Source organism: Deferrisoma sp. (assembly GCF_054681715.1).
The window spans coordinates 1-24,457 of the sequence record NZ_BAAHFQ010000014.1; the positions used below are offsets into that span (position 1 = coordinate 1).

At 71.8% G+C, this 24,457-nt stretch carries 24 protein-coding genes; 17 read left to right on the top strand and 7 right to left on the bottom strand.

The genetic code is table 11. The features are described from left to right. The 4 genes from ACY0I8_RS03805 to ACY0I8_RS03820 form a co-directional block, all read left to right on the top strand. Window positions 1–808 (top strand): FAD-dependent oxidoreductase (locus tag ACY0I8_RS03805; RefSeq protein ID WP_461393645.1); only part of this gene is annotated, 808 nt, incomplete at its 5' end. A 141-nt stretch (window positions 809–949) separates the two neighbouring features. Next, the gene (locus ACY0I8_RS03810) at window positions 950–1,798 is read left to right on the top strand and encodes a glycosyltransferase family protein (protein ID WP_459939886.1); all 849 of its coding nucleotides are present in this window, start codon (window positions 950–952) and stop codon (window positions 1,796–1,798) included. After that, window positions 1,777–2,727, top strand: a complete 951-nt coding sequence (locus tag ACY0I8_RS03815) for a ParB/RepB/Spo0J family partition protein (protein WP_461393646.1) — start codon at window positions 1,777–1,779, stop codon at window positions 2,725–2,727. Before ACY0I8_RS03810 ends, ACY0I8_RS03815 begins: the two co-directional genes overlap by 22 nt. Then, complete coding sequence (locus tag ACY0I8_RS03820) at window positions 2,724–3,785, top strand: SPL family radical SAM protein (protein ID WP_461393647.1); 1,062 nt, start codon at window positions 2,724–2,726, stop codon at window positions 3,783–3,785. Before ACY0I8_RS03815 ends, ACY0I8_RS03820 begins: the two co-directional genes overlap by 4 nt. A gap of 95 nt (window positions 3,786–3,880) precedes the next feature. Here the strand turns inward: ACY0I8_RS03820 and ACY0I8_RS03825 are convergent, their stop codons facing one another. Next, window positions 3,881–4,402 (bottom strand): Slp family lipoprotein, encoded by a 522-nt coding sequence (locus tag ACY0I8_RS03825; protein WP_459939889.1) that lies wholly within the window; start codon window positions 4,400–4,402, stop codon window positions 3,881–3,883. Window positions 4,403–4,862: 460 nt separating this feature from the next. Between ACY0I8_RS03825 and deoC the strand changes: the two genes are divergently transcribed. Continuing rightward, window positions 4,863–5,531, top strand: coding sequence for a deoxyribose-phosphate aldolase (gene deoC / locus ACY0I8_RS03830; RefSeq protein ID WP_461393648.1), 669 nt, complete (start codon window positions 4,863–4,865; stop codon window positions 5,529–5,531). A 21-nt stretch (window positions 5,532–5,552) separates the two neighbouring features. Here the strand turns inward: deoC and ACY0I8_RS03835 are convergent, their stop codons facing one another. Together ACY0I8_RS03835 and ACY0I8_RS03840 are read right to left on the bottom strand one after the other, a co-directional pair. After that, window positions 5,553–6,737: a pyridoxal phosphate-dependent aminotransferase gene (locus ACY0I8_RS03835; RefSeq protein ID WP_461393649.1), complete on the bottom strand. Its 1,185-nt coding sequence runs from the start codon at window positions 6,735–6,737 to the stop codon at window positions 5,553–5,555. Between the two features lie 91 nt (window positions 6,738–6,828). Next, on the bottom strand, window positions 6,829–8,112 hold the full coding sequence (locus ACY0I8_RS03840) for an IMP cyclohydrolase (protein WP_461393650.1): 1,284 nt from the start codon (window positions 8,110–8,112) through the stop codon (window positions 6,829–6,831). Between the two features lie 172 nt (window positions 8,113–8,284). Here ACY0I8_RS03840 and ACY0I8_RS03845 point away from each other — a divergent pair, with 172 nt between their 5' ends. The 5 genes from ACY0I8_RS03845 to ACY0I8_RS03865 are packed head-to-tail and all read left to right on the top strand — an operon-like array spanning window position 8,285 to window position 13,146. Beyond that, entirely contained in the window at window positions 8,285–8,632 is a 348-nt protein-coding gene (locus tag ACY0I8_RS03845) for a hydrogenase maturation nickel metallochaperone HypA/HybF (RefSeq protein ID WP_461393651.1), read from the top strand. Beyond that, window positions 8,629–9,288, top strand: coding sequence for a hydrogenase nickel incorporation protein HypB (gene hypB / locus ACY0I8_RS03850; RefSeq protein ID WP_461393652.1), 660 nt, complete (start codon window positions 8,629–8,631; stop codon window positions 9,286–9,288). Before ACY0I8_RS03845 ends, hypB begins: the two co-directional genes overlap by 4 nt. A gap of 52 nt (window positions 9,289–9,340) precedes the next feature. Further along, window positions 9,341–11,026, top strand: coding sequence for a GTPase HflX (gene hflX, locus ACY0I8_RS03855; RefSeq protein WP_461393653.1), 1,686 nt, complete (start codon window positions 9,341–9,343; stop codon window positions 11,024–11,026). A gap of 16 nt (window positions 11,027–11,042) precedes the next feature. Further along, the gene (locus ACY0I8_RS03860; protein WP_461393654.1) at window positions 11,043–12,653 is read left to right on the top strand and encodes a methyl-accepting chemotaxis protein; all 1,611 of its coding nucleotides are present in this window, start codon (window positions 11,043–11,045) and stop codon (window positions 12,651–12,653) included. Next, window positions 12,646–13,146 (top strand): acyl-CoA thioesterase, encoded by a 501-nt coding sequence (locus tag ACY0I8_RS03865; RefSeq protein ID WP_459939897.1) that lies wholly within the window; start codon window positions 12,646–12,648, stop codon window positions 13,144–13,146. Before ACY0I8_RS03860 ends, ACY0I8_RS03865 begins: the two co-directional genes overlap by 8 nt. 19 nt (window positions 13,147–13,165) lie before the next feature. Here ACY0I8_RS03865 and ACY0I8_RS03870 read toward each other — a convergent pair whose 3' ends face one another. Further along, entirely contained in the window at window positions 13,166–13,444 is a 279-nt protein-coding gene (locus tag ACY0I8_RS03870; RefSeq protein ID WP_461393655.1) for a hypothetical protein, read from the bottom strand. Between ACY0I8_RS03870 and ACY0I8_RS03875 the strand changes: the two genes are divergently transcribed. Next, window positions 13,443–14,510, top strand: coding sequence for a uroporphyrinogen decarboxylase/cobalamine-independent methonine synthase family protein (locus ACY0I8_RS03875; protein ID WP_461393656.1), 1,068 nt, complete (start codon window positions 13,443–13,445; stop codon window positions 14,508–14,510). The two genes, ACY0I8_RS03870 and ACY0I8_RS03875, sit on opposite strands and share 2 nt — an antisense overlap. Before the next feature lie 32 nt (window positions 14,511–14,542). Here ACY0I8_RS03875 and ACY0I8_RS03880 read toward each other — a convergent pair whose 3' ends face one another. Then, window positions 14,543–15,658 (bottom strand): tetratricopeptide repeat protein, encoded by a 1,116-nt coding sequence (locus ACY0I8_RS03880; RefSeq protein ID WP_461393657.1) that lies wholly within the window; start codon window positions 15,656–15,658, stop codon window positions 14,543–14,545. Window positions 15,659–15,886: 228 nt separating this feature from the next. On the opposite strand from ACY0I8_RS03880, the gene ACY0I8_RS03885 reads away from it, so the two are divergent. The 4 genes from ACY0I8_RS03885 to ACY0I8_RS03900 are packed head-to-tail and all read left to right on the top strand — an operon-like array spanning window position 15,887 to window position 19,985. After that, on the top strand, window positions 15,887–16,276 hold the full coding sequence (locus tag ACY0I8_RS03885; RefSeq protein WP_461393658.1) for a PaaI family thioesterase: 390 nt from the start codon (window positions 15,887–15,889) through the stop codon (window positions 16,274–16,276). 10 nt (window positions 16,277–16,286) lie between these two features. Further along, window positions 16,287–17,444 (top strand): cation:proton antiporter, encoded by a 1,158-nt coding sequence (locus ACY0I8_RS03890; protein WP_461393659.1) that lies wholly within the window; start codon window positions 16,287–16,289, stop codon window positions 17,442–17,444. Next, entirely contained in the window at window positions 17,441–18,814 is a 1,374-nt protein-coding gene (locus ACY0I8_RS03895; RefSeq protein WP_461393660.1) for a cation:proton antiporter, read from the top strand. Before ACY0I8_RS03890 ends, ACY0I8_RS03895 begins: the two co-directional genes overlap by 4 nt. A 1-nt stretch (window position 18,815) precedes the next feature. Then, the gene (locus ACY0I8_RS03900; RefSeq protein ID WP_461393661.1) at window positions 18,816–19,985 is read left to right on the top strand and encodes an exo-beta-N-acetylmuramidase NamZ family protein; all 1,170 of its coding nucleotides are present in this window, start codon (window positions 18,816–18,818) and stop codon (window positions 19,983–19,985) included. Between the two features lie 35 nt (window positions 19,986–20,020). Here the strand turns inward: ACY0I8_RS03900 and ACY0I8_RS03905 are convergent, their stop codons facing one another. Further along, entirely contained in the window at window positions 20,021–20,209 is a 189-nt protein-coding gene (locus tag ACY0I8_RS03905; RefSeq protein ID WP_459939905.1) for a hypothetical protein, read from the bottom strand. 63 nt (window positions 20,210–20,272) lie between these two features. Between ACY0I8_RS03905 and mpl the strand changes: the two genes are divergently transcribed. Then, entirely contained in the window at window positions 20,273–21,703 is a 1,431-nt protein-coding gene (gene mpl, locus ACY0I8_RS03910) for a UDP-N-acetylmuramate:L-alanyl-gamma-D-glutamyl-meso-diaminopimelate ligase (RefSeq protein ID WP_461393662.1), read from the top strand. Further along, window positions 21,703–23,511 (top strand): family 10 glycosylhydrolase, encoded by a 1,809-nt coding sequence (locus ACY0I8_RS03915; protein WP_461393663.1) that lies wholly within the window; start codon window positions 21,703–21,705, stop codon window positions 23,509–23,511. Before mpl ends, ACY0I8_RS03915 begins: the two co-directional genes overlap by 1 nt. Window positions 23,512–23,615: 104 nt before the next feature. Here ACY0I8_RS03915 and ACY0I8_RS03920 read toward each other — a convergent pair whose 3' ends face one another. Beyond that, window positions 23,616–24,395, bottom strand: a complete 780-nt coding sequence (locus ACY0I8_RS03920) for a DUF4197 domain-containing protein (protein WP_459939908.1) — start codon at window positions 24,393–24,395, stop codon at window positions 23,616–23,618. Window positions 24,396–24,457 lie beyond the last annotated feature (62 nt).

The window sequence follows — 24,457 nt, forward strand, 5'->3', positions numbered from 1 at the left end:
CGAAACGGAGGTCCGGGCCGGGGCCCGGGTGTACCGGGTGTTCCCCCACGAGTCCCGGGTGCTCCTCAGCGACGGCACGAGCCTCTACTTCGACCGGCTCCTCATCGCCACGGGGGCGGCGCCGCGCATGGGCCGGCGGGCGGCCGAACTCCGGCACAAGGTGTTCACGCTGAACTCGTTTGCCGACGCGATCCGGCTGGCCGGCGCGGCGACCGGAGCGGGGCAGTGGGTGCTCGTGGAGGGGGAGGGGCACACCGGGCTCGAGGTGGTCCGGGCCTTTGCCTTGCGGGGGTGCCGGGTGGTGTACCTCACGAGCCACACCCGGTTTTGGCCGCCGGGGTCGCCGGTGGCCCGGGCCGACGTGCTCGAAAAGCTGCTTTCCGAGAAGGTGGAGGTGCTGTTCGACGAGACCGTGCTGGACATCCTCGACCGAAACGGCGAGGGCTACCGGGTGGTCACCTCGTCCCGCCGGGCCATCGACGCGGGGCTCGTGTGCGAGGCCGGGGCCCTGGAACCCGCCGTCGAGTACCTGGCGGGGAGCGGGCTCCTGGTGGACGGGGGGGTGGTGGTGGACCGGGAACTCCGGACCAACTTCGACAACATCTACGCGGCGGGCGACGTGGCCCGGGTGTTCGACAGCGAGCACGGCTGGATCCGGGGGAACTTCGGGTGGGAGAGCGCCCGGGACCAGGGCCGGGTGGCCGGGTACAATCTGGTCCACGGCGGGGGCCGGGAGGTGGGGGCGGCCGAGCCCAACTTCCGGAAACTGACGGGCACGAAGCTCCTGGAGCGCTGGCAGAAGGGCTAAGGGGGAACCACGGAGGGCGCGGAGGGAGCCGCGCCGGAGTCCTCTCGTTCCCCCGCGGCGCTCGACGAACGTGCTGAACGAGGCCGACCGGCCCAACGATTCACGACTTCACGATTCACGGTACCCCCCAGCGGACACCCCATGCCCCACGTCTCCGTGGTGATCCCGACCCACGACCGCCTCGGCCTGGTGGACGAGGCGGTCGCGAGCGTTTTGGAACAGACCTTCCCCGACCTCGAGCTCGTGGTGGTCGACGACGGCAGCACCGACGGCACCGCCGAGCACCTGGCGGCGCGGTTTCCCGACCCCCGGCTCCGGATCGTGGTCCAGGAGAACCGGGGCGCGAGCGCGGCGCGAAACCGGGGGGCGGCCGAAACCTCGGGGGAGTGGCTCGCGTTCCTCGACTCCGACGATAGGTGGCTCCCCCGGAAGCTCGAGCGCCAGCTCGAGGCCCTGGCGGCCCACCCCGACCACCCGGCCGCCTACACCGAGGAGATCTGGTACCGCAACGGTCGCTGGGCGAATCCCCGGAAGATCCACGCCAAGTACTCGGGCTGGATCTTCGAGCGCTGCCTGCCCCTTTGCATCATCAGCCCCTCCTCGATCCTGATGCGGCGCGAGGTGTTCGAGGCCCTGGGGGGCTTTGACGAGAGCCTGCCGGCCTGCGAGGATTACGATCTCTGGCTCCGGCTCGCGGCCCGGCACCCGGTGTTGCTCGTGCCCGAGCGGCTCATCGTCAAGCGAAACGGCCACCCGGGCCAACTCTCCCAGGCCCACTTCGGGCTCGACCGGTTCCGGGTACGGGCCCTGTGGAAGGTGGCCTACGACCCCGAGGTGCCCGACCGGCTCCGGGCCCGGGCCCTCGAGACCCTGGCCGAGAAGGCGCGGGTGGTGGCCCTGGGGGCCCGGAAGCGGGGCCAGACGGAGAGGGCCCGGGTGTTCGAGCACTCCCGGCAGGAGGCGTTGGCGTGGCGGGAACGGATCGGCTGACCCTGGTGGAACCGGACGCGCTGCGCCCGGATCCGGAACGCTACTCGTTTTCGTGGCCGCCCGGGGAGGAGCGGGCCCGGCTGGCCGAGAGCGTCGCCCGCGTGGGCGTGCTTCGGCCCCTGTGGGTCCGGGAGGAGGGGGGAGGGCTTACCGTCGTGGCGGGCCACCGCCGGCTCGATGCCCTGCGCCGGGTCGGCGCGTCGTCGGTTCCGGTGCGGATCACCGACCTCGAGGGGCCGGCCCTGTGGGACCTCCTCCTCGCGGACCACGCCGACCACCGGCCCTGGAACCCCGTGGAGGCGGGGCTCTACCTGCGGCGGCGCACGGCCGACACCGGGGAAGCCCTGGAGGGGTTGGCCGAGACCGTGTTCCCCCGCCTTGGACTCGCCCCGCGGCCCCAGGCGGCCCGCGACGCCCTGTGGTTCGCCGGGTTGCCCGAGCCCCTCCGGGATGGCGTGGTGGAGGGCCGGGTTCCGGCCGCCGCGGCCCGGGCCCTGGCCGGGGTGCCGGAGCCCGAGGCCGTGTCGGTGCTCACCTGGCTTTCGGCCTGGCGGCTCGGGGGGAACCGGTTCGCCGAGTTGGCGCGTCTGGCCCTGGAGTGCGCCTGGGCCGAGGGGGCCGAGGTGGAGGGATGGCTCCGGGCCGAGGGGCTGTGGGAGTGGAAGGGGACGCCCGAGGGCCTGCGTGCCGAACTGCGGGCCCGCCGGTTTCCCACGGTGACCCGCTGGGAGGGGCGGTTTCGCCGGGTGGTGAAGGATCTGGAGCTCCCCGAGGGGGTGCGGGTCGAGGCGCCCCAGCATTTCGAGGGGGGAGAACTGCGGTGCGCGGTGGCGTTCCGGAGCCTGGAGGAGCTCGCCCGCCGTCTCGGCGAGGCCCGGCGGGCGGCCGAATCGGGGGCCTGGGACGCCCTGGCGGAGTTTCTCGGGTGACCCGGCCCTTTTCGCGCATCGTGGTAGACGAGGACGTCCGGGACCTGCCCTTCACCCGGGCATTCCTCGGCCGGGTGGGGGACGAGGTGCCGGTGGAGGTGCGGCCCCAAGGGGCCCCCGGCCCCCGCGGCCGACGCACGGCGCATGTGACCCGCGACCCCGGCCGGTTCCTGAAGCCCTGCCCCTGCAGCCCGGGGGTGGTGCGGTGCGGGTATTGGGTGCTGACCCCGGCGTTTCAGTGCCCGTTCGGGTGCACGTACTGTTTCCTTCGGTTCTACGCGCCCGAGGAGCCCCTGACCGTCTACGCCAACCTGGCCGACGCCGAGGCCGAGTTTCGGGAAGCCCTGGAGGCCTGGCCCGGCCCGGTCCGGCTCGGCACCGGGGAGTTCGCCGACAGCCTGGCGCTGGACCCCTGGACCGGCCACGCCCGGTGGCTCCGGGACCTGGTGGCCCCCCACCCGCGGGTGACCCTGGAGCTCAAGACCAAGAGCGACCGCATCGACGGTCTCCTGGGTCTGGAGCCCCTCCCCAACCTGGTGGTGGCCTGGTCGGTGAACCCCCCGGAGCGGATCCGCACGGACGAGCCGGGCACCGCCCCCCTGGACCGGCGCCTCGCCGCGGCCGCGGCGGCCGTGCGGGCCGGGTATCGGGTGGCGTTCCATTTCGATCCGGTGATCCTGGAGCCGGGGTGGCGGGAGGCCTACGCCGATGTCGTGGAGGCCCTGTTTTCGGCCGTGCCCGCCGACCGGGTGGCCTGGGTGAGCCTCGGCACGCTTCGGTTCCCCCGGCGGTTCCTGGAGCGCTGGGGCCCCAAACTCCGGGGCGCGAGGGCGTTTTTCGGGGAGCACGTTCCCGGGCCGGACGGGAAGCTCCGGTACTTCTGGCCGCTACGGCGCGACGCCTACCGGTTCTTGGCCGACCGGATCCGCCGCCGGGCGGGAGAGGGTTTGCGGCTCTACCTCTGCATGGAAACCCCGGCCATGTGGCACGCGGCCTTCGGGTTCGAGCCCGAACCGGAGGGCGACGTGGAGCGCTGGCTTGCCGCGCCGTTCGGGTGACGGGACGGGTGGCCCCCGGGCGCTTGGATCCCGGGAGGCATACGAGCGGAAGAAGTACCCTTCGCACGTCCACGCATCCGCGCGTCCCCGCGGAGTCACCACCACCACGGCCGGGTGCCCACGGCCGGGTCGTACCAGGGGGGATACCAGGCTTCCGCGCGGGAAAACGGGGTCCGGGCGAGTTCCCGGCGGGACCAGGCCCGCACCTCGGCGGCCTTGACGACGAGGTACCGGCGCGTGGCGTCCCCCTCGGTTCGTTCGGCCGTGCCCGCGAGTTCCCCAACCACGGTGACGGCCCGGCCGGGGGAGAACAGCCGCGGATCCAGTTCGGCGTCATACTGGGCGAGGATGCGGCCGTCGCCCAGACGGTCGGTGCGGGGCCGGTCCCACCCGTCGATGGGTTTGTGGAGGAGCCGCAGTTCGGTGCCGGTTTCGGTGGCCCGGACCTCCTCCACCACCCCGCCGATCACCACGAACTGGCCGACGCGCCGGTCGGCTTCCGCGAGGAGGTGGGAAAACCGCGGGGGCACCTCGTCGTCGGTGCGGGCGTCGAGATGGGCCGCGCACGAGGCGAGGAGGAGAAGGCCGATCAGGAGGAAAGCGTTCCGGATGCGCATCGCGGTGTCCTTTGTCTCAAGCCTACCCGGTGCCCGTTCGGATCGGCAATCGGCAGGGGAAGGTTGAGCCTTGGGGCTTGACCCGGTTTCGGCCGCAGGGAGGACCGCCGCGCCATGGGCTGAGGGACCGGGGACCACCGACCGGCGATCGTGGACCGAAGTTCCTTCGAAGCGTTACCAATACCTTCAAAAGTATTGCCGGGGGGCGGGTGGGGGACTGGTTACGGCCGGGCGCGAGTGCGGCACCGGATCGCCGCGCCTTTCCATGCCGTTGTCGGCTCGGCAGGGCGGGGCGGGGGTGGCGGACGTTCCGAACCTTTCAAAGCGATCCGGGCGTGGTGATGGCGCGGCGAGGCAAGGGGCCGCACCCGGCTCTCCACCAGCCCCCCACCCGCGGGTTTCCGTTGTAACGCCGGGGATCTGACAACACTTTCCGTTGGTCGTAGTAGGAGAAACCGCCATGGATCTCGATCGGCTTAGGGGGGCCCTGGAGTCCACGCTTCTTTCCCCGGTGTCCTCGGCCGGCCAGGTGGAGGCGCTGTGCCGGGAGGCGGCCGAACACGGCTGGCTCGGGGTGTGCGTGAGCCCGTGCCGGGTGGCCGAGGCGGCGGGGCACCTGCGGGGAACCGGGGTTCGGGTGGTGACCGTGGCCGGGTTCCCCCTGGGCACCTCGTCCACCGGGGCCAAGGCGGCGGAGGTGGAGCAGGCCCTTCGCGACGGGGCCGAGGAGGTGGACGCGGTCTGGAATGTCGGGTGGTTTCTCGAGGGGCGCTACCGGGCCGTGGCCGAGGAACTGCGCACCCTCAGGACGGCGGCGGGGGAACGGGTGCTCAAGGTGATCCTCGAGACGGCCTACCTCGATCCACCCCGGCTCAAGGAAGCCGGGGCCCTAGCGCTCGGCTGCGGGGCCGACTTCCTGAAGACGTCCACCGGGTTCGGGCCACGGGGCGCGAGCCTGGACGACGTGCGGCTGCTTCGGCAGGTGGCCCGCGGCCGGTGCGGGGTGAAGGCCTCGGGGGGGATCCGGACCCTGGAGCAGGCCCTGGCGTTTCTCGCCGCCGGGGCCGACCGGATCGGCACCTCCTCGGCCGGGGCGATCTGGGCGGAGGCGGGAGCGAGACAGGAATAGGGAGCCAGCCCCTGGGCTCGGCTACCCGGCTCCCGCCCGGGCCCAGCGCTCCAGGCGGTCGAGCGCCTCGTCCAGGGTTTCGTCCCGCTTGCAGAAGCAAAACCGCACCAGGGTTCTCCCCAGTGCCGGGTCGGAGAAGAAGCTCGACCCGGGAACCACCGCGACCCCGGCGTGCCGCACGAGCTCCAGGGCGAAGGCGGTGTCGTCCTTCGCCCCGAACCCCGAGATGTCGGCCATGACGTAATAGGCCCCCTCCGGAGGGAAGCACCGAAACCCCAGAGCCTCGAGCCGAGGAACGGACCGGTCCCGCTTGGCCTGGTAGAGGGCCGCGAGGTCGCGATAGTAGGTCTCGGGCAGCCCCAAAGCCACGGCGCCGGCCTCCTGGAGGGGGGCCGCGGCGCCTACCGTAAGGAAGTCGTGGACCTTCCGGATGCCCGCCGTGAGTTCGGGGCAGGCGATGGCGTACCCGATGCGCCAACCGGTGACCGAGTAGGTCTTGCTGAGGCCGCTGATCGCGATGGTGCGGTCCCGCATGCCCGGAAGGGTCATGGGGGCCACGTGCCTGCGGCCGTCGAACACGATGTGCTCATAGATCTCGTCGGTCACGAGCACGGCGTCGTGCTCCCGGCACAGGGAGGCCACGGTCCCGAGTTCTTCCGCCGTGAACACCTTGCCCGTGGGGTTCTGGGGGGTGTTCAAGACCACGGCCCGGGTGCGGGGGGAGAACGCCCGGGCGAGGTCGTCCGGGTCGAAGGTCCAGCGGCGCACGCCCCCTTCCTCCAGGGGCCGCAAGGCCACGTACCGGGGCGTGGCGCCGCACAGGATCGCGTCGGGCCCGTAGTTCTCGTAGAAGGGCTCGAACACCACCACCTCGTCCCCGGGATCCACCACGGCCAGGAGGCTCGCGATCATGGCCTCGGTGGATCCGCAGGTCACGGTGATCTCGGCCTCCGGGTCCACCTCGATCCCCAGGAACCGGCGGGTCTTCTCCGCCAGGGCCTCCCGGAACGGCCGGGCGCCCCAGGTGATGGCGTACTGGTTGATGTCGTCCTGGATCGCCCGGCACGCGGCGTCCTTGAGTTCCCGGGGGCAGGGGAAATCGGGGAACCCCTGGGCCAGGTTCACCGCCCCGTGGGCCACGGCGTGGCGGGTCATCTCTCGGATGACGGACTCGGTGAAGGAACGGGCCTTCTGCGATAGCGTCATGGGTCTCTCCGTGGGGAGGGGTGTCCCGTTTCTCATCCCGCCGCCCCCCGATCGTTCCGTCCGAACGTCCTACCGTCCCGACGTCCGCACATTAATGCTTGAAGCACCTCTGCCCGGTGAACACCATGGTGGCACCGGCCTCGTTCACGGCCTCGATCACCTCCCAGTCCCGGTTGGCCCCACCGGGCTGGCACACGGCCGTGACCCCCTCCCGGAGCCCCACGTCCACCCCGTCGCGGAAGGGGAAGAAGGCGTCGCTGATCATGGCCGAGCCGATGAGCCCGCCCTTGGCCCGGCGGGTTTCCTCCTGGATCTCGTCGAGCAGGGCCTGGTCGGCCTCCCCCTTGCGGACCCGCAGCTCGAGGTCCTTGTAGGGCAGCCCGTGGCGGTCGTAGCACAGGGCGTCGGCGTATTTGGTGTAGGCCTTGAACACCGCGATCTCGGCCACCCCCACCCGGTCCTGCTCCCCGGTGCCGATTCCCACCGTGCACCGGTCCTTCACGTAGAGCACGGAGTTCGACGTGACCCCCTGTTCCACGCACCAGCCGAAGAAGAGATCCGCGAGCTCCGCGGGGGTCGGTTCGCGGTTCACCCGGTACTCCCGGCCCTCGTGGGTGGCCACGGCCGGCTGAAAATCGGAGGGGCTCTGGATGGCGTTCAGGGGCGACTGCTGCACGATGAGGCCCCCGTCGATCAGGCTCTTGAAGTCCACGAACCGGCGGGTTCGGTACTCGGCCAGTCGGTCCATGCGGGGCACGGCCAGGATGCGAAGGTCCTTACGGCGTTTGAGGATCTCGACCACCCCCTCCTCGTAGTCGGGTGCCGCGACCACCTCCAGGTACTGCTCCACCACGGCCTCGGCCGTGGCCCGGTCCAGCGGCCGGTTGACCACCAAGGCCCCGCCGAACGCGGCGATGCGGTCGGCCCGGAACGCCCGGCGGAACGCCTGCTCGAGGCTTTCGGCCTCGGCGGCGCCGCTCGGGTTGTTGTGCTTGAGGATCACGGCCGTGGGCTTTTCCATCAGGTACCGTAGGATGTTGAGGCCGTTGTCCACGTCGGTCAGGTTGATCTTCCCGGGGTGTTTTCCGGCCTGGAGCATGTGCTCCTCGGCCAGGGACGAGACGAGACCCAGGCCCGGCTCGATGAAGGTGCACTCGCCGAGCGTCAGGTTTCCGGCCACGAGCTCGTAGAGGGCCGCCTCCTGGCCGGGATTCTCCCCATACCGAAGGCCCTTCTCCACCAGCTCGCCGGACGCCTCGGGGAGCTTCCAGGTGCGCTTGCGGTACTCCAGGGTCTGGTCGCCGAAGGTGATGGTCAGGCGGTCGGGGAAATGGTCGTCCATCACGGTGCGGTACATCTTTTTGATGTCGGCCATGGAACTCCTCCGCGGGTTGGGGAACGAGGTCGGCACTTACTACCACAACCCCCGGCAGCCGGGAACCCCCGGGGCCGCGTTGACACCCGGCCCCCGCACCCCTATAACGGGCGCCCGACGCGCGGCGGCGACGACCGAACGCCGCGAGCCCACAACCGGAGGCCACCTGCCCGTGCACGAAACCGGAATCGCCATGGAAGTGTTGCGGCTCGCCCGCGAGACGGCCGAACGGGAGGGAGCGGCCCGGATCGCCCGGCTCAAGGTGGTGGTGGGCCGGTGGTCCGGGGTGGAGCCCGAAACCCTTCGGTTCGCCCTGGAGACCCTCCTCGAGGGTCCCGTGCTCGAGGGGGCCCGGGTGGACATGGAGGTGCGGGAGGCCGAGTTCCTGTGCGGCCACTGCGGCGAGCGGTTCCCCGCCCAGGGGTATTTCGACCCCTGCCCGGCCTGCGGCCGGGAGGGCGCCGAGATGGTGGCCGGCGACGAGCTCCTGCTGGAGGAACTGGACGTGGAGGACGGATGACCGAACTTCGGGTAGAACAGAAGATATTGGCTCGTAACGACGCTCTGGCGAAGGCGAATCACGAGTTGTTTGCTTCCGCCGGGGTGCGCCGGAGCGTGAACCTGATCTCGAGCCCGGGTTCCGGGAAGACCACGCTCCTCGAGACGACCCTGCGCCGGCTGCCCGGAGGCGTGCGGGCCGCGGTGATCGAGGGCGACGTCCAAACCGAGAACGACGCGGAGCGCATCGCCCGCACCGGTGTGCCCGTGGAGGCCGTGGTGACCGGGGGGGCGTGCCATCTCGACGCCGCCATGGTCCGGCGGGCGTTCGAGCGGCTCCGGCACCGGAGCCCGGGGGGCGTCGACCTCCTGATCATCGAAAACGTGGGGAACCTCGTCTGCCCGGCCACCTACGACCTCGGGGAGGACGAGAAGGTGGCCCTCGTGAGCGTGACCGAGGGCGAGGACAAGCCGCTCAAGTACCCGGCCGTGTTCCACCACGCCACCGCCGCCGTGGTCACCAAGGCGGACCTCTTGCCCCACCTGGACGTGGACCTGGACCTCCTCCTGCGGAATCTGCGCGCCGTGAACCCGGAGCTCCGGGTGTTCGTGGTGTCGGCCCGCACGGGGGAGGGGATGGAGGCGTGGATCCGCTTCCTCCTCGGCGAATGCGGGTGATAGGATGGGATCCGGAAACCGGACCGCGAGGAGGTGACGACCCATTTCCCAGGTGCAGGGCAACCTGACGGGCCTCAAGCCCAGCCAGATCCGGGCGCTCGAGCGCCTCTACCGCCGGAGGATCCCCGAGGAGGACCTGGTCACCGCGGAGCTCGCCAACCAGATGGCCCGGCTGAGCCGGGAGACGGGCCGCCAGGTGGGGGTGGTCGTGGACCGGCGGGGCAGCGTGCTCCACGTGGTGGTGGGGGACGAGGCCGGCATCCTGATCCCCGACCTCTCCCGCCACGGCCTGGGTCGGGGAAAGCTCCGGGGGGTCCGGTGCGTCCACACCCATCTGCGGGGCGAGGATCTGAACGAGGACGACCTCGCGGACCTGACGCTCCTCCGGCTCGACGCCATGGCCGCTGTGGAGGTCACCCGCGAGGGCCGGCCCGGAACGATCCGGGTGGCCCACCTCCTGCCGCCGAACCCCAGGGGGGAAACCTACCGGCTCCTTCCGCCCCAGGACTTCTTCGCCTTTCGGCTGCCTTTCGGGGAGTTCATCCGGGCCCTCGAGGACGAGATCGCCAGCCGCCAGGCGGGCACGGTGGAGACCCGGCTCGCCGCCGACCGGGCCATCCTGGTCCACGTGTCCACGGCGCCCCGCCACGAGGTGGAGGAACGGGTCCGGGAGTTGCGGGAGCTGTGCCGGACCGCCGGTGTGGAGCCGGTGGAAACCGTGGTCCAGCGGCCCCGGCGGATCAATCCCCGGTACCTCCTGGGGGAGGGGAGGCTCCGGGAGGTGATCGCGTCGGCCCTCCAGAAGGGGGCCGATCTCCTCGTGTTCGACCAGGAGCTCTCGCCGGCCCAGGCCCAGGCCATCTCGGAACTGGCCGAGGTCCGGGTGATCGACCGCACCCAGCTCATCCTCGACATCTTCGCCCGCCGGGCCCACACCCCCGACGGCAAGGTGCAGGTGGAGCTGGCCCAGCTCCGGTACATCCTGCCGCGGCTGCGGGGCAAGGGGCTGGCCATGAGCCGGCTCACGGGCGGCATCGGCGGGCGGGGGCCGGGGGAGACGAAGCTCGAGGTGGACCGCCGCCGGGTTCGCGACCGCATCGCCCACCTGGAGCGCCGGCTCGAGGCCGTGGCCCGGGGCCGCACCCAACGGCGGCAGCGGCGGCAGCGCTCGGGCGTGCCGATCGTGAGCATCGTGGGGTACACGAACGCCGGGAAGAGCACGCTCCTGAACGCGCTCACCCGCTCCGAGGTGTTCACCGAGGACCTCCTTTTCGCCACCCTGGACACCTCGACCCGCCGGCTTCGGTTCCCCCGGGAACGGGAAGTGATCATCACGGACACCGTGGGGTTCCTCCGGGATCTTCCCGAAGGGCTCGTGGGGGCGTTTCGGGCCACCCTCGAGGAGCTCCACGACGCGGATCTGCTGCTCCACGTGGTGGACGTGGCGAACCCCGCCTTCGAGGCCCAGATCCGGGCCGTGGAGCGGCTGCTGGGCGAACTCGACCTCGGCGACAAGCCCACGCTCCTGGTGTTCAACAAGGCGGACCTCCTGCCCCCGGGCGAGGCCGAGCGGCTGGCCAGGCTCCACGGCGGCGTGGCCGTGAGCGCCCGCCGGCCGGAGACCCTGGCCCCGCTCCTGGAGCGCCTGGAGGAGAAATTTTGGAAAGACGAGGGGGCCCCGCCGGGGTCAAGTGGCGCGCCGCCGTGGCCGATCGAAGAGAAGATCACCGAACCGTGAGAAAGGAGATCGGCGCATGGATGGAAGCGGCTCTCGCCTGGGCGGGTGGATCGGCGGGCTCCTGGGCCTGGCTGGCGCCGGGATCGCCTGGGCCGGGTGGGGGGCGGCGGGAACGGGGCTGGCCGCCATCGGGCTCGCCGTGACAGGCCTGTGGCCGCGAACCAGCCGGCCGCCCGCGACCCTACGGGAGCTCCTCGAGGTGGCGCGGGAACATCCGGACGGTCCCTGGGGCCCCCTGGGCCACGAGCTGGAGGACCGTCTCCGCCGGCTGGACTCCCACGCCGACGCCATCCGCGACGTGGTCCGCCGGATGCAGGAGCACGCCACCCTGCTCGGGTGGGTGCTCGACAACCTGGGCCGGGCCGTCGAGGGGGCGAAGGAGGGGCTCTCGGTGGTCGACGGGGCGGGGGAACGGGTATGGGACCGGGCACAGCGGGTCCAGGCGGAGAGCGAGCGGGGGCTCGCCTTCATGGACACCCTGGCCCAGAGCACCGAGGAACTCTTCTCCGGGGCCGAAACCCTGAACCGCTCGGTGGAGGAGGCCACGGCCTCGATCACCCAGATCTACGGGGCCCTGCGGGAGATCCACGGCAACGTGGAGCGGGTGAGCGAGGCGAGCGACCGCACGACCGGGTTCGTGGCCGAGGTCGGCCGGGCCATGGGCGAGATTCGCAACCGGATCGACCGGAGCCTCGATCTCTTCCAGGAGGTGGAGGGGGCCGCCCGGGAGGGGCGGGACGCGGTGGTTCAGGTGGGGGAGGGCATCCGGCGGATCGAGGGCGCGTCACAGACCCTGGGGGCCGCGGTGCAGGCGCTGGCCGACCGGAGCCGGGAGATCGAGGGCATCCTCGGGGTGATCACCGAGGTCAGCGAGGAGACGGGTCTCCTGTCCCTGAACGCGGCGATCCTGGCCGCCCAGGCCGGGGAGCGGGGGGCCGCCTTCGCGGTGGTGGCCGACCAGATCCGGGGCCTGGCGCGGCGCACCCGGGAGAACGCGGGGCAGATCGCGGCCCTCATCCGGGAGGTTCAGGAGAACATCGCCGAGGCGGCCCGGGGCCTTTCCGAAAGCCTCGCCGCCGTGGACGATGCGCGCCGGCTGGGGGAGAGGGCGGGGGGGGAGATCCAACGGATCGAACAGGCCGTGGTGGCCGCCGTAGGGGAGGCCCGGGAGATCGCCCAATCGGCCCAGCGCCAGGACGAACAGGCCCGGGCCATGGTGAGCGCGGCCGACGAGGTGAACGCGAGCCTCCACCGGGTGGCCGAGAACCTGGACCAGGGCATGCAGGAGATGGACCGGGTTCAGGCCCTGATCCAGACCCTGGCGGCCCTGAGCCAGTCGCTCCGCGCGGCCTCCGACAGCCACCGGGACACGGGCCGGCAGACCGCCGAACTCATGGAGAGCTTCGCCCGGGAGGTGGAGGAGATCGGAGGGGCCCTGGAGGAGCAGCGGCAGGCGGCCCGGGCCCTGGAGGAGCACCTGACCACCGTGGCCGAGTCGGGGGAGGGGGCCGGGGAGAGCTTGGAGGGGTTCCACGAGATCGTGCGCCAACTCGTGGCCCAGGCCGACGGCCTGCGCGAGGACGCGAGGGTGGCGGAGACCCGAAACGAGGAGTCCGAGGATGGCTGAGGGCAGGAGGGTGTCCGAGACCCGGGTTGAGGTGGCGGAGATGATGCTCCCCCAGCACGCGAACCTGGCCGGCAACGTCCACGGCGGGATGATCATGAAGATGATCGACGACGCGGCCGGGGTGGTGGCCTTTCGCCACTGCCGGGGCAACGCCGTCACCGCCTCGATCGACCGGCTCGACTTCCACGCGCCGGTGTACGTGGGAAACCTGGTGGTCCTCAAGGCGTCCATGAACTACGTGGGCCGCACGAGCATGGAGGTGGGGGTGCGGGTGGAGGCCGAGGACCCGAAGACCGGGGTCGTCCGCCACACGGCGTCGGCCTACCTGACGTTCGTGGCGCTGGACGACGAGGGAAAACCCCGGCCGGTGCCCCCGCTCATCCTCGAGACCGAAGAGGATCGACGCCGCTGGGAGGCCGCCCTGCGGCGCCGGGAGGAGCGCATGCGCACCCGCTCGATCCTCAAGGCCGAGGGCCTGTCCCGGAGGGCCTAACGGGGAAGGCGGGCCCGGGTCAGCCGAACCCGAACCGCCCGGTGACCAGAAGGTGGGCCAGGGCCGTGAGGCTCGCCGACGCCAGGATCACGGCCGAGACGAGGTGGAGGAGGGTCTGGACGAGTCCCAGATCCCACGTCAACGTTTCCCGGTGGCGGAACAGATCGAGGAGGGCCAGCACCAGGGCGACGCCCGTGCACACGGGAACGGCCAGGCCCCATCCGCCGGTACGCCAGCTCACGGCCAGGACCACGGCGGCGGCGGCCCAGAACCCCAGGGAAAGGATGCGTTTACCCATGCCGTTTCGTTCCTCCCAAGAACCTGCGGGCCCTCGCCTGTCCGATCTCCTCTCGCCCGGGGGGCTGCCCACGGGAATCGGAAGCCTCCCCCACACCGATCCGGAGTCCGCGGTGGACGCCGTGCTCCGCCACCTCCCGGAGATCCCGTTCTGGCCCCAACTGCCCCGGCGGAGCCCGCTGGAGGGGATGGTGCCCCAGTACGTGGAGGGGTTCCCGGTGGGCGACGACCTAAGGCTCCCCGACGCCGACGAAGGGGTCCGGGGGCTCGAGGGGTTCTACGAACGGGTTCTCGCCGGCGATCTGGAGGCGTTCGGCCTGAGCCCCGGGCGGGCCCCCGGATTCTATGCCCTGGAGCGGCGCCTCGTCCAGGACCCGCCCCCGGAACTGCGGTGCGTGAAGGCCCACGTGACCGGCCCGGTGACCTTGGCCTCCTCGATCAAGGATCCGGCGGGTCGGGAGGCGCTCCACGACGACGGCTTCCGGGACGCCCTGGGTCAGTTGGCGGCCCAAAAGGCCCTGTGGCAGGTGCGGCGGCTGGCGCGGCTCGGGAAACCCGTGATCGTGTTCCTGGACGAGCCCGTGATGGAGGTGTACGGCTCGGCCTACTCGAGCCTGAGCCGGGAGATGGTGCTGGACCTCTGGCGGCCCACCCTGGAGGCCCTGGAACCGGAGGACGCCTGGGTCGGGATCCACTGCTGCGGGAACACGGACTGGGGCCTCCTGTTCGAGAGCGGGGCCCACATCGTCAATTTCGACGCGTTCCACTTCCTGGAAAAGATGCTCTTGTACCCGGGGGAGGCCCAGACCTTCCTGGACCGCGGGGGCGTGATCGCCTGGGGCATCGTCCCCACCTCCCCCGAGGCGCGCGACGTCACCGCGGAGGGTCTGTGCCGGCGCCTCGAGGAGGCCATGGGCCGGTTCGCCCAAGCCGGGGTGGACCCGGATGCCCTCCGGCGAGGGTGCCTCCTTACACCCTCGTGCGGCATGGGGAGCCTCGACGAGCCCCTGGCTGAGCACATCCTGGGCCTTCTGAAGGAGACCTCGGCCCGGTTTCGGGCCGGGTAGGGGAGGGGGAATCGGGGCGGGGCGAGGTCCCCTCAGCCGACGGGTTTACTTCGCGTCGTGTGGGTGCACGACTCCACCGGCATGCCGCTCCCGCAGGGGCAGGGGGAGGTCAAGGGCAGGCGCTGGCGGTTTTGAAAATCCACCGGGATCACGGCCCCGGCCGGCCCGGGATCCCCCTCTCCGGCCTCGGCTTCGTCCCGGGGCCATCGGTCGGCCTCGTCGAACAGCCGCCGCACCGCGGCGTAGCGCTTCGCCAGGGTGCTCACCGAGATCCCCCAGTGTTCGGCCACCTCGGCCCGGGACACCTCGTGCCCCAGCATGCGGTGGCAGGTCCAGGCCAGGGCCGCGGCCCAGGCCGCGTCGAGCACCCTCGGGGCCGAGCCCGCCTGGGCCACCTCGGCCCAGACCCCCTCCACCAAAAGCACCTCCAGATGGCTCGCCCCCTTGGACCGGAGCCAGGCGCGCAGCCGCCGCAGTTCGGCCCGTTCCCCGGGCCGGAGGGTGCGGCGCTGGGCCCGGATCTCGGGGAGGAGGGCGCGCATCTGCTGCCGCTCCAGGGCTCGGCCGGCCCGGCCCTCCCGCACGGCCCGGAGGGCGGCCTCGAGCTCGGGATCCTCGGGGGTGAGGGCCAGGGCCGTCTCGAGATGGAACTCGGCCTCGTCCCATCGGGCCTCGCTGGCGAGGATCAGGCCCAGGTCAATGTGCGCCGGGGGGTAGTAGGGGTGGAGCCGGGCCGCCCGTTCCAGAACCCGTTTCCCCTCGGTTTTGCGGTTCTGCTGGTAGAGCACCCACCCCAGGGCGCAGAGACACCCCGGATGGTCGGGCGCCTGCCGCAGGGCGTCCTCCAGTTCGGCACAGGCCTCCTCGCCCCGTTCGGAACGCAGGAGCGCATCGGCCAGGAGGAGGCGGGCCGAAATGTGTTCCGGATCGTGCCGGGCGGCCTCCTGGAGCACCTCGACCGCGCCCGCCGGATCGCCGGTCTCGAGAAGCGCCATCCCCTCGTGAAACGAAAGGAAAAAGGCGTCCTCGGCCGTCTCGGGCTCGGGCTGGTGCTGCCGAACCCGCTCGAGCAGTCGGAGAACCAAGGGCCAATCCTCATCGAGGGCGTGGCGCTCGATGAGGTGGAACAAGAACCGAACGTCGGGCATTCTTCCCTCTCGCAATGGCAACCACGAACGCCCGGGCCCCGGGGGCCGGGCGGGCGGACTATACCAGGGCAGCCGATCCCATTCCAAGGTATACTTGCCCGCCCGCCGTCCCCCCTGGGTTCCGGTGGGAGCAAAGCCTTCTCGCGGGGATGCCGAGGCAAAGGGGGCGCTTTGCGTCGGCGCTCGCCGGGGGCCAGCCGTCGTTGAAGACACAAAAGGAGGACATCCATGGAGCCGAGAACCCATCTGGCCATCCGCCCCGAGTGGGTGGGGGAGATCCTGGAGCTCGACGAGGGCCGGTGCCGCGCGAGGCTCGTGGCCCGGCCCGAGATGGCGGCGGACGACCGGGGCCTCGTGCACGGGGGGTTCACCTTCGGGCTCGCGGACTACGCCGTGATGATGGCCGTGAACGACCCCTTCGTGGTGCTGGGCGCCGCCGAGGTGCGGTTCACCGCGCCGGTGCGGGTGGGGGAGACCCTGGTGGCCGAGGCCCGGGTCGTGGAGGTCAGGGGCAAAAAGCGGGTCGCCGAGGTCCACGTGGACGTGGACGGCCGGCGGGTCCTCGAGGGAACCCTGACCGCCTTCGTGCTCGACCGCCACGTCCTCGACCCCGCCTGATCCGACGCCCGTGAAACAGATTCTCGGCATCGGCCTGGTGACGGCCCTCGGATTCCTCGCCTCCCAGAAGTGGTTCGGCAGGGTGGCCGGGTGGACCCGGTCGCGCTTTGTGTACCTCACGGGCGAGGAGTTCCTGTTGCTCGGGGTCTGCCTGGGCCCCCTGGGGTTTGGGCTCCTGGACCGGGAGGGGCTTCGGGGCCTCGAACCCTTCATCGGGTTTGGCATGGCCTACGTGGGCTTCGTGTACGGCATGCAGTTCGAACCCGGCATCTGGGGGAAGCTTGCAGGGCGGGAGATCGGCGCGAGCGCGACGAGCAGCCTGATCGTCGCCGCGGTCGTGGCCGCGGCCTGGCACGGTGTTTCACCGATCCCGGACCCCGCGGTGTCCCTGGCCGTGGGCGCGGCGGCCGGGGGCACCTCGACCGCGTTTCTCCACTTGGTCGACCGGCATACCCGGATGGGGCGGGTTCCCCTCTTCCGGTTCCTGCGCATCAGTTCCGTCCTCGACGACCTCTGGGGCATCGCCCTCTACGCAGGGGCTTTGATTCTCCTCGGACCGCCGGGCTGGAAGGGGATCCTGGGGGTCCTCGCGGTGGTGGCCGCCGTGTGCGCGACCCTACGCCTGGTGCTCCCTTCCACCGGGGACCCAGCCGAGACGATGGCGGTGCTCGTGGGCGCGGTGCTCTTCGTGGGCGGCACGGCAGCCCTGGTGGGCTTTTCCCCGCTCGCGGCGGGCGCGGCCACCGGGCTCATCCTCCCCTGGGCCTGCCGGGACTGCCGCCAGTACCTGAACCGTTTGGTCGTGGTGGAGCAACCCGCCTATCTCCTGATGCTCGTCCTCGCGGGCGCGTGGTGGGCCCCGGCTCCGGTGACCGCCAAGGCCACACTGGCGCTCGTAGGCGCCTACGCGATCTCGCGGGGCATCGGGAAAGCCGTTGGCGGGGTGGCTGCCGTGGCCTTCCTCGAAGGCCGGTCCCGGTGGACCCGCCTGGGTCTGGGGGCGCTCGCCCAGAGCGAGGTGGCGGTGGTGGTGGCGGTGGAACTTCTGGTCATCCACGGGACCCCGGCGAGCCGGTTGGGCGCTACGGCGCTCCTGGCCGGGGTGGTGGTGAACGACCTGCTGGCTGCAGGGTTCTATAACTCGGCCTATGGGAGAAGGGGACCATGAGCTCCGCGCCGACCCACGGTCCCGCACTCCCGATGCGGGAGCCGTGGCCATGGAAACAGGGTGCGGCGGCCCTCTTGGTCGCGGCGGCGGTCTTCGCCTTCGACTCGGTCGGGTTCCCTCCCGGCACGCTGGCCCGGCCGGCCCGGCTGACGCTGAACTTCGGGTTTCTGCTCCTGGAGGCGTATCTGTTCGGTGTGCTTTTCCGGGCGGTGGGTCTGCCGAAGATCAGCGGGTACATCGTGGCCGGCATCCTGTTCGGCCCTCACGGCCTCGGGGTGATCGGCGAGGCGTGGGTCAAGCCGATGAAACTCGTGGATGACCTCGCCCTCACGATCATCGCCCTGGCGGCCGGAGCCGAACTCGCGCTGGAGCGGCTCCGGCCGCGGCTCCGGGAGGTGGCGTCGGTCCTCGGCGCCACGGTGGTCCTGGCCATACCGGCGATCCTGGGGTTCCTGATGGTCGGGGGGCGAGATCTGTTCCCGTTCCTGCCGGAGGATTGGGGGGGGCGGGTCGGGGCGGCGCTCGTCATGGCCGTGATCGCCACGGGGCGTTCGCCCACGGCCGCGATCGCCCTCATCCGGGAGTGCAGGGCCAAGGGCCCGTTCACCGATCTCAGCTTCACCGTCACGATCGCGATGGACACGGTGGTAATCCTCCTGTTTGCCGCCGCGGTGGCCGTGGCAGGAGGGCTGGCAACGGGGGGCGGGGTGCAGTTGGGGTTCCTCGCCCTTGTGGCGGCCCAGATCGCGGCCTCGGTCGTCCTCGGGGTTTTGCTCGGTTGGGTCCTCTCCAAAGCCCTCGGCCGCATGACGGTGGAACTCCCGACCATGTTGATCGTGTTCGCGTTTTTCCTTGTGGAGTTCGCCGGGTGGTTCTCTCACCAGTTCCAGGCGCTGTTCGGCCTGCCGTTTCACCTGGAGGCCCTCCTGATCGCGATCTCGGCCGGGTTTTTCGTGCGCAACGCTTCCCCCCACGGCGCGAGGCTGCACGGCGGAATCCAGGCCATCTCGTTGCCGATCTTTGCCGTGTTCTTCGCGATGACCGGGGTACACCTCGACGTCTCCCTGGTGGCGCGCCTGTGGCTTCCCGCCCTTTTGTTCGTGGTGGCGCGCATGGTGGTCCTCGGCGGCGCGACCTTTGCCGGGGCCGTGTGGCACACCGGGGCGCCCCGAGCCGGGCTTCTCGGGATGACGTTTCTGACCCAGGCGGGCGTGAGCCTCGGACTCGCCCAGGAAATGGTCCGCCGGTTCCCTGGCTGGGCGGAGGTGGGAACGTTTCTCGTGGCCTGCATCACCGTGAACGAGGTGGTGGGACCCATCCTTTTCAAATATGCCCTCGACCGTTCGGGGGAATCGGGAGGGGAGCCGTAGGATGGTAACGGTGGGGCTGGAGCGGTTCTGCCGGGAACCCGGCCGCTGGGTGCGGCCCGGGGAACGGGTGGGGCTGCTGCTCAACACGGCCAGCGTGGACCGGGAGTTCCGGTGGGCCCGGGACCGGGTGGCGGCGCTCCCGGGGGTGCGCCTGCGGGCGCTCTTCGGCCCCCAGCACGGGGTGCGATCGGACGTGCAGGACAACATGGTGGAGTCGCCCCACGGGGTGGACCCGGTGCTCGGGATCCCGGTGTGGTCGCTCTACGCCGAGCGCCGGGAGCCCACGGCCGAGATGCTCGACGGGCTCGACGTGCTTCTGGTGGACCTCTGGGACGTCGGTTGCCGGGTCTACACCTTCATCTGGACCCTTCGGCTCGCCATGGCGGCCTGCGGCCGGGCCGGGGTGCGGGTGGTGGTGCTCGACCGGCCCAACCCCTTGGGCCGGGCCGCCGAGGGAAACCTCCTCGAGCCGGAACAGCGGTCGTTCGTGGGGCTGGAGCCGATCCCCATGCGCCACGGGCTCACGGTGGGGGAGTTGGCCCGGTGGTTCCGGTGCGCCCGGGGCGTGGAGTGCGAGTTGGACGTGGTGCCGGTGGAGGGGTGGGACCCCGGGGGCCTGTGGCCCGAGGTGGGCCGGCCCTGGATCATGCCCTCGCCCAACATGCCCACCTTCGACACGGCGTTGGTGTATCCGGGCACCGTGCTCCTCGAGGGCACCACGGCCTCGGAGGGGCGGGGCACCACCCGGCCCTTCGAGATCGTGGGCGGCCCGTGGGTGGGTGGCGAGGCCCTGGCCCGGAGGCTCGAGCGGTACGGCTTGCCCGGGGTGGTGTTCCGGCCGGTGGGGTTCGAGCCCACCTTCCAGAAGTGGGCGGGCCGGCCCTGCGAGGGGGTGCACCTGCACGTCACCGACCCGGCGGCGTTCCGGCCGTACCGGACCGGCCTCGCGATCCTCGCGGCCCTCTGGGACCTCGCCTCAGACCGGGGGTTCGGGTGGCGGCCGCCCCCCTACGAGTACGAAACCGAGCGGCTTCCGATCCACCTCCTCCTGGGGTCGGAACGCCTCCGGGAGGCCATCGAGGCCGGGGCTGACCCCAGGGAAATGGAATCCGGGTGGGCCGAGGATCTGCGGCGCTGGGAGGAAGAAACCGCTATGGTGCGCCTGTACTGAACCCCCCGAACGGGGGAGGGCGATCCGGCCGCCCCTCAGGCCGCCCGCCGGTTCGCCTGGAGCTCCTCCACCCGCCGCCATACCGTGTGGCGGCGCCGGGCCTTCAGGTTCTCCCGGTCGGCCCAGTAGTGGAACGCGGGTTCCAGTTCCGGCTGGCCCATATCCTTCCACCACTTCAGGAACGCGTGGGCGAGGATGTACGGGACGGCCTGGTCGCGGTTCATGAGTCCCTCCCTATGCGAAGCAAAATCAAACGCGGACTTGGAGTGTAACAAAAGGATCCTGGCGTGTTCAACCAGACAAAACAGTTCTCCTCCATTTCGTTGGACAACCAGCACCTCCATTTCCTCGGGATCTGCGGCACGGCGATGGCCTCCGTGGCCGTGGCCCTCCACCGCCTGGGCGTTCGGGTGACCGGCTCCGACCAGGCCATGTACCCCCCCATGTCGGAGGTGCTCGCCGCGGCCGGCGTTCCGGTGTCGGATCGGTTCGACCCGGCGAACCTCGACCCGCCCCCCGACCTGGTCGTGGTGGGAAACGCCATCAGCCGGGGCAACCCGGAACTCGAGGCCGTGCTGGACCGGGATCTGGAACGGTGTTCCCTACCGGAACTCCTGGGCCGGGCCTTCCTGCCGGGGCGAAAGGGCCTGGTGGTGGCCGGCACCCACGGCAAAACCACCACCTCGGCCCTGTGCGCCTGGGCTCTGGAACAGGCCGGCCGCAAGCCCTCCTGGCTCGTGGGCGGGGTGCCCCGGGACATGGAGGGCGGCTTCCGACTGGGGGAGGGGGAGTGGTTCGTGCTGGAGGGCGACGAGTATGACACGGCCTTTTTCGACAAACGGCCCAAGTTCGTCCACTACCGGCCCCGGATCCTCGTTCTGAACAACCTGGAATACGACCACGCCGACATCTACCCGGACCTGCCGAGCCTCAGGAGGGCGTTCCTGCAGGCCGTGCGCATCGTCCCGCGCACCGGGGCCCTCGTGGCCAACGCCGACGACCCCGAGGTCATGACCCTGGTCCGCGACGCCCCGTGCCCGGTGGTGACCTATTCGGCCCGGGGGAACCCGGCCGAGTGGACGGGGGAGGGCGGGGAGGGGGAACTCGCCGCCCGGGGGCCGGAGGGCCGGACCCTCGCGCTGCGGTACGCCCTGGTGGGGCCCCACCAGGCCTGGAACGTGCTCGCGGCGGCCGCGGCCCTGACCCTGGCCGGGCTCAGCCCGGGGGAGATCGAGGAGGCGGTGGAGAGCTTCCCCGGGGTGCGGCGGCGGGCCGAGCTCCGGGGGGAGGCGGCCGGGGTGGCGGTGTACGACGACTTCGCCCACCATCCCACCGCGATCCGGTCCACCCTCGAGGGGTTCCGCCGCCGGTTCCCCGGCCGGCGCCTCTGGGCCGTGGTGGAGCCCCGGTCGAACACCATGCGCCGCCGGGTCTTCCAGGGGGCCCTCGTCGGGGCCTTCGACGCCGCCGACCGGGTGTGCCTGCGGGAGGTGCCGAACCCCGAAAAGGTGCCGCCCGAAGACCGGCTCGACGTGGACCGGCTGGCCCGGGACCTCACGGCGAGGGGGGTGCCGGCCCGGGCGTTTCCCGACGCCGGGGCCATCGTGGAGTTCCTGGCGGCCGAGGCCCGTCCCGGGGACGTGGTCGTGGTGCTCTCCAACGGCGGGTTCGAGGGGATCCACGAACGGCTCCTGGAGGCGCTGCGGGGGAGGGCGTGATGCGCCTCGGTGCTCTTCTGGCCCTCCTCGCCGTGGCGGGGTGCGCCGCGGGCACGGCCCGGCGGGCCGCCTGGCTCGTCCGGGACCGCCTGGCCGACCCCGCGGAACTGACCCGGGCCTGCGAAGCCGCGAAAACCGCGGGGCTCGACCGCCTGGTCGTCCAGGTGCGGGGCCGGGGGGACGCCTGGTACCCGAGCGAGGTCGCTCCCCGGGCCGAGCCCCTCCGCGCCGCCCCGGAGGGTTACGACCCCCTCGCCCTGGCCCTCGAGGCCTGCGCCCCGGTTCCCGTGGCCGCCTGGCTCAACGTCTACTACCTCTGGGGCGACGAGGCCCCCCCGGCCGACCCGGCCCACCCGGCCCGGGCCCACCCGGAATGGGTCCTCACCGACGACGAGGGCCGCCGAGTGGACGGGTACGGCCCCGTGGAGCGGGCCCTGGGCTGGATCGAGGGGATCTACGCCGACCCGGCCTCCCTGGGGTACCGGGACCTCTTCGTGGAAGTGGTCCGGGAGCTCGTGGGGGCCTATCCCGTGGGGGAGATCCACCTCGATTTCGTGCGGTACCCGGGGCCGGGCTACGGCCAGGGCGGCCCCCTGGGCGAGCGGTTTCGGGAAACCTGGGGCCTGGACCCCCGGCTTCTGCCCCCCGAGCTCCGGGACGCCCCCGACCTCGCGGCCTGGCTCGACGGGTCCATGCCCGCCGGGGACCGGATCCTCACCACCCTGGGGCTCCTGTGGGCGGAGGCCCGGGCGAGGGAGGTGACGGCCCTGGTGCGGGCCGTGCGCCGGGAGCTCGACCGGGTGGAGGGGCGGCGCGTTCGGCTCTCCGCGGCGGTCTGGCCCGATCCGGGGTCCTCGTACCGGGACAAGGGGCAGGACTGGCGCACCTGGGCGGCCGAGGGGCTCGTGGACGCCCTCTATCCCATGGCCTATTTCGGACCTCCGGCCCGGGTGGAGGCCCAGGCGCGCCGGGCGCTCGCCGCGGTGGGGCCCTGGGGGACCGAACTCTGGCTCGGGCTGGGAGGGTACGTGAAGGCCCCGGCCCAGATCCACGAGGAGGCGCGGCGGGCCGCCGTGGGGCGGTACTGCCTGTTCGACTGGGGAACCCTCCTGGACCGCCCCGGCGGCCCCGGGCCGTGGATTGAGGCGCTGGGGGGCCGCTTGGTCCCCCCGGCCTCCCACCGGGCGCCCCCGGCCCCCCGCACGGAGGGCGGCCGGCGCCTGTGGGCCCTGGTGGACCGGGTGGTCGGCGGGGACTGGGCCGGATTGGCCGTCTCGGACGGAGCCCTGGACCGGCGGTGGGCGGAGTTCGAGGCGGCGCGGCAGGGGGTTCTTTCCGCCGCCGTGGAGGCGGCCGCCCGTTCCACGGTCACCGTGCCCGACTGGGTGGACCTGGAGGGGATCTTCCGGTACGTGAATCCGGACGACCCTCCGGAGCGGGTGGCCGAGCAGGCGTCCCGGGCCCGGGAGGCCTTGGAACGGGCTCGGGCCGGGGAGGACTTCGGCCGGGTGGCCCGGGAGGTGAGCCAGGGCGGGACGGCCCGGTTCGGAGGCCCCCTGGGCCGGCGCTACCTGACCGAGGGGTTCCCCGGCCGGGAGGCCTTGGCCGCGGCGAAGCCCGGGGACCTGGTGGGCCCGGTGCGGGTTTCCAATGGGTTTTGGGTGTACCGGGTCCGGGAGCGAGGGCAGGGGAGGGCGGTTCCCTTTACCGAGGCGCCGTGGCCCGCCCGCCGAAACGCCCTCCGCCGGATCCTGGCCTCCACGGGGGTTCGGCTGGGAGGCCAGGAGGCTGGGAGGCTAGGAGGCTAGGAGGCTGGAACGCTAGAAGGCTCGGAGGCTAAACCCTGTGGCGACTCGATTGCCAAAATCCGTCCCGGTGCGTACCGACGCCTTCCCAGCCTCCACAAGCGGTCCTACGGTTGGCCCCCGAACACCTTCTTGAGGAGGTCGGTGGTCCGGGCCACGGGGTTCGTGCGGATCTTCTGCTCCTCCTCGGCCACCAGGGTAAAGAGCCCGTCCAGGGCCTTGTCCGTCACGTAGTGGTCGAGGTCGAGGTCCGATCCGGCCACGTAGGAGGCGATCTCGGGCCGGCCGGCAAACCCCTTGTAAGCCCGGGTCACCCCGACCTCCTCCGAGGCCTTCTTCACCACGGGCAGGAACCGCGCGTAGAGATCCTCCCGGGTGGTCTTTTGCAGATACTCGGTGGCCGCGGTGTTCCCGCCCTTCCAGATCGCGTGGACGTCGTCGAAGGTGAGGGACGTGACGGCGTCGGAAAAAACCGGCAGGGCCTCGGCCGCGGCCCGCTCGGCAGCGCGATTGATCGTCTCCTCGAACGCGTCCGCCTGGCCGCCCAGCCCGAACCGCCGGGCCACCGAGGCCGCCGTCTGGAGGCGGTCGGGCAGGGGGATCCGGATCTTGGGGTTTTCGAGGAACCCTCCGGCCTGGGACGCCCGCTCCACGGCGGCCCGGGCCCCCTTGGCCAAGGCCTCCTTCAAGCCGGCCGCGATCTCGTCGGGGGAGAGCTGTGCTCCCCCCGCCGCCTCGGTTCCGGCCTCGGTGGCCTGGCCCGGCACGGCCTTTTCCACGGCGCCCTTCAGGCTGTCGAGCCACCCGGCGTCTGCCCCACCGCCCGCGCCCAAGAAACACGCCGCAACCACCAAACCCAGTGCCCCCGCCCTTGTCGTGATGCTCATCCCCGCCTCCCGATGTGCGAGCGCTTCCCCAGCCGCAACCCCTCCGGAACACTCACAGGGAC

What these genes read in the sequence shown, in the direction of transcription:
- ACY0I8_RS03870 (WP_461393655.1), bottom strand. Translation starts at nt 13,444, where the DNA reads ATGGGTAAACGCATCCTTTCCCTGGGGTTCTGGGCCGCCGCCGCCGTG.
- ACY0I8_RS03895 (WP_461393660.1), top strand. Translation starts at nt 17,441, where the DNA reads ATGAGCTCCGCGCCGACCCACGGTCCCGCACTCCCGATGCGGGAGCCG.
- ACY0I8_RS03905 (WP_459939905.1), bottom strand. Translation starts at nt 20,209, where the DNA reads ATGAACCGCGACCAGGCCGTCCCGTACATCCTCGCCCACGCGTTCCTG.
- ACY0I8_RS03900 (WP_461393661.1), top strand. Translation starts at nt 18,816, where the DNA reads ATGGTAACGGTGGGGCTGGAGCGGTTCTGCCGGGAACCCGGCCGCTGG.
- deoC (WP_461393648.1), top strand. Translation starts at nt 4,863, where the DNA reads ATGGATCTCGATCGGCTTAGGGGGGCCCTGGAGTCCACGCTTCTTTCC.
- ACY0I8_RS03835 (WP_461393649.1), bottom strand. Translation starts at nt 6,737, where the DNA reads ATGACGCTATCGCAGAAGGCCCGTTCCTTCACCGAGTCCGTCATCCGA.
- ACY0I8_RS03880 (WP_461393657.1), bottom strand. Translation starts at nt 15,658, where the DNA reads ATGCCCGACGTTCGGTTCTTGTTCCACCTCATCGAGCGCCACGCCCTC.
- ACY0I8_RS03920 (WP_459939908.1), bottom strand. Translation starts at nt 24,395, where the DNA reads ATGAGCATCACGACAAGGGCGGGGGCACTGGGTTTGGTGGTTGCGGCG.
- ACY0I8_RS03860 (WP_461393654.1), top strand. Translation starts at nt 11,043, where the DNA reads ATGGATGGAAGCGGCTCTCGCCTGGGCGGGTGGATCGGCGGGCTCCTG.
- ACY0I8_RS03865 (WP_459939897.1), top strand. Translation starts at nt 12,646, where the DNA reads ATGGCTGAGGGCAGGAGGGTGTCCGAGACCCGGGTTGAGGTGGCGGAG.
- hypB (WP_461393652.1), top strand. Translation starts at nt 8,629, where the DNA reads ATGACCGAACTTCGGGTAGAACAGAAGATATTGGCTCGTAACGACGCT.
- ACY0I8_RS03915 (WP_461393663.1), top strand. Translation starts at nt 21,703, where the DNA reads ATGCGCCTCGGTGCTCTTCTGGCCCTCCTCGCCGTGGCGGGGTGCGCC.
- ACY0I8_RS03885 (WP_461393658.1), top strand. Translation starts at nt 15,887, where the DNA reads ATGGAGCCGAGAACCCATCTGGCCATCCGCCCCGAGTGGGTGGGGGAG.
- ACY0I8_RS03825 (WP_459939889.1), bottom strand. Translation starts at nt 4,402, where the DNA reads ATGCGCATCCGGAACGCTTTCCTCCTGATCGGCCTTCTCCTCCTCGCC.
- ACY0I8_RS03810 (WP_459939886.1), top strand. Translation starts at nt 950, where the DNA reads ATGCCCCACGTCTCCGTGGTGATCCCGACCCACGACCGCCTCGGCCTG.
- ACY0I8_RS03875 (WP_461393656.1), top strand. Translation starts at nt 13,443, where the DNA reads ATGCCGTTTCGTTCCTCCCAAGAACCTGCGGGCCCTCGCCTGTCCGAT.
- ACY0I8_RS03840 (WP_461393650.1), bottom strand. Translation starts at nt 8,112, where the DNA reads ATGGCCGACATCAAAAAGATGTACCGCACCGTGATGGACGACCATTTC.